The sequence below is a fragment of the Nocardia sp. NPDC004722 genome (genome assembly GCF_053601505.1).
Window position 1 is genome coordinate 1 of sequence record NZ_JBSGBY010000836.1, and the last position, 2891, is coordinate 2891.

4 protein-coding genes and 1 riboswitch are annotated in these 2891 nt (G+C 64.2%); of the genes, 3 read left to right on the forward strand and 1 reads right to left on the reverse strand.

Features of this window, described 5'->3' with window-relative positions:
* Positions 1-464 precede the first annotated feature (464 nt).
* The 3 genes from ACWELQ_RS42710 (at position 465) to ACWELQ_RS42720 (ending at position 2034) form a co-directional block, all read left to right on the forward strand.
* A complete protein-coding gene (locus ACWELQ_RS42710) occupies positions 465-1370 on the forward strand; it encodes a helix-turn-helix domain-containing protein (protein WP_452402682.1) in 906 nt (301 codons plus the stop codon).
* Positions 1367-1564 carry a DUF397 domain-containing protein gene (locus ACWELQ_RS42715; protein WP_452402683.1) on the forward strand — a complete coding sequence of 66 codons (198 nt, stop codon included), beginning with the start codon at positions 1367-1369 and terminating at the stop codon, positions 1562-1564. The genes ACWELQ_RS42710 and ACWELQ_RS42715 overlap by 4 nt, the downstream gene beginning before the upstream one ends.
* An 83-nt stretch (positions 1565-1647) precedes the next feature.
* Positions 1648-1710, forward strand: a riboswitch (guanidine-III (ykkC-III) riboswitch).
* Between the two features lie 9 nt (positions 1711-1719).
* Positions 1720-2034 carry a DMT family transporter gene (locus ACWELQ_RS42720; RefSeq protein WP_452402684.1) on the forward strand — a complete coding sequence of 105 codons (315 nt, stop codon included), beginning with the start codon at positions 1720-1722 and terminating at the stop codon, positions 2032-2034.
* A 3-nt stretch (positions 2035-2037) separates the two neighbouring features.
* Here the strand turns inward: ACWELQ_RS42720 and ACWELQ_RS42725 are convergent, their stop codons facing one another.
* Positions 2038-2694 carry a hypothetical protein gene (locus ACWELQ_RS42725; protein ID WP_452402685.1) on the reverse strand — a complete coding sequence of 219 codons (657 nt, stop codon included), beginning with the start codon at positions 2692-2694 and terminating at the stop codon, positions 2038-2040.
* Between the last annotated feature and the right edge of the window lie 197 nt (positions 2695-2891).

A 2891-nucleotide genomic window follows, 5' to 3' on the forward strand; every position in this document is an offset into this window, starting at 1 on the left:
CCTGTCGTTGGTTTTGGGGGGCGGGTGGGGGTGGGGGGGGGGGGGGGGGCGGTGTGCCGGGGTTTTTGGGGGGGGGTCTGGGGCTCCCCGGTTGGGGTGGGGGCGGCGGTGGGGGCCGGTGGGATGGGTTGGGAGGCAGGGGATGTCGAGGTGGCCGCCGCCGGATAAAGGGAGGCGGAGGGTGTCGCGGGAGTCCTCGCGGGAGAGGCGGTAGGAATCCCACGCGGTACGGAGGATGACGGTGAGGCAGAGCACGATGATGGACAGCAGCGCCCATGCGTCCCAAGACATTTCGAGCTCCCTTTTGCGAGGATTTGTTGGAAATTCGGTGTGGCGCGCCGAATCCCAGTAGACATCAGCCGTCGTTGATAGGCACCATCAAAACGTGCAATTCCAGTGAATCTGTTGGACATCCAGTCAGGACTATTCCAGTACGGCGTTCCCCAGATAGCGAGGCTAACGAAATGGCCGGATCAACATTGCCGCGCAGGGCATTTGGACGCACTCTCCGCCATCTCCGCACGCGGGCAGGAAAAGGGCAGTTCGCGGCAGGTCGGCATATCGAGTTGTCACCACAAAGCATCGGACGAATGGAAGATGGTCAAAGGGTCAAAATATCAACGTCTCAAATACGCGACCTGCTCGAGTTCTATGGGGTAGCCAATCCGAGCCAGGAGCGCGATGAGGCACTTGGACTGTGGGAGGAGGTGAGGCAGCAGGATCTGATCTCGAAGGCGCAGGGCACAACCATGGGTTGGTGGCGGTCGTACAGCGACCAGTTCAAGCCCCATTTCGACCACTATTTGAGCCTGGAAACCGCAGCGAACCACCTCACCACCCACCAACTCGTCATGGTGCATGGCCTTCTACAGACGCCTGATTACCGCCGCTGCCTGATCGAGGCAACGCATCCAGACCTGTCAGCGGTCGATGTGGAACGACGGCTGGAGCTCAGTGCGCGTAGGCAGAAACGGCTGGACGACACAACCTTTCGATTGGATGCACTCTTCTCAGAGGCCGCGCTGCGTCACCGCCTCGGCAGCCCTGCCGCCATGGCCGATCAACTCCGGCACTTGGCCGAGATCGGCCAACGCGAGAACGTCTCCATCCGCGTGGTTCCCTATACCGTCCCCAGAAACCCCGGTCTCGCGATCCAGTCGTTCGGCCTGCTTGAATTCCCGCCCTTCGCAAGCCATCTCACCGAGCCACCCGTGGTCTACATCGAAGGCACCGTTGGGGCACTCTATTTGGACGACAATCCTGCGATTGCCCGCTTCCAACAGGCGATCACAGGCATCACGCAGGTAGCGTTGAACGAAGAAGACACCAGGGATCTGCTGTCAGCCACCGCGAAGGAGTACGCGAAGTGATCAGCAACCTACGCGACGCCGAATGGTTCAAGTCCTCCAAGTCCGCCGATGCCTCAGAGTGCGTCGAAATCGCCTTTGCGGGCGATGGAGCAAACATCGTTGGGGTGCGGGATTCCAAGGATCCGGGTGGGCCCGCGCTCGTGTTCTCAGGCGAGCAGTGGGATCGGTTCCTCGGGAGTGGCATCTGGCGGTGAGCTGGCTGACCGGGGCGCGGGGTGGAGGTCAAGATCACCACTCGGGAATTTTCCCCGGTCGCTGGGGGTTTGCCATTGTGTAGGTAGACCCCGATCTGGGGCCCGGACGAGGGAGCCGTACCCGGTGTGCGACAAGACGGCCTTCGGAGGTTGTCATGTCCTGGTTGGTATTGGTCGTGTCCGGGGTTTTCGAGGCCGTGTGGGCCACTGCGCTCGGCAAGTCCGAGGGATTCACGAAGCTCGGGCCTACCGCCGTGTTCGTGGTGGGGCTTGTCCTGAGCATGGCGGGGCTGGCGTATGCGATGCGGGGGCTGCCTGTCGGGACCGCGTACGCGGTGTGGGTGGGGATCGGGGCGGTGTTGACCGTCGTCTACTCCATGGCCACCGGCGGCACCGCCGTGAGTCTGGTCAAGCTGCTGCTTCTGGGCGGGATCGTCGCCTGTGTGATCGGGCTGAAGCTGGTCGGGTGACGGCTATTTCGCGGGCGGCAGGGTGACCGCGTCGGCGGGAATCGCGGGGATCGATTGGACGGTCTGGGTTTTGGCGGTGGGGTCGGGGAGGAGGAGCCGCCAATCCTCGGAGACCCAGCGGACGGTCTCGGCGGTCGCGGTGATACTGGCGTCGGAGTAAGTGGAGTAGACGATCAGATCGGCGCGGTCGGGGGTGTAGGCGGTGATCTTGTAAGCGGTGATGTGGGGGGCGACCGTCGGGTTGGCGGGGGCGGTGATGGTGACCTGGGCGCGGGCCAGGACCCAGGAGTCCTTGGCGGGGCCGGGGATCAGCGAAATCGCCGCGACCTGGGGCCAGACGCCGTCGGGGGCCAGGGCCAGGCGGGTGCTGTGGTTGATGGCCGCCAGGGCCGCGCCCTGCGGGGTGTGAGTGAAGCCGGCGGCGGTGGTGCCGAGTTTGCTGGGGCCGTCATGGCCGCCGACGGGGAGCAGCACACCCTGGTAGTTCTCCCAGTGCACGTCGGCGGGGGCGCGGGCCGGATCGACTGTGGTGGTCGTGGTTTTCGAGGCGCTGTTGTCACTGACTCCGCAGGCCGAGGCGGTGAGCGCGCACGCGGTGACGAACAGCGTGACCGCCACGGCGGCGAAAGTTTGCGCATGGTGTGCTGGCTTGGCGCACATGGGAATTCCTTCGGGCGGATCGCGGGGCGGTCGAGAAGTGTTGCGGTGACGCCGGTTCGAGCGTGGCGGTGGTGCGGATCTGGCACGAAATGCGGGGCGGAACGGGACGATCCTATGGGTCGCGAACAGTTGGGTTTAACAATTCGTCACTCCCGTCACGGATCCGGTTGTGGGACCCTGAGATCCGGGTAAGATCG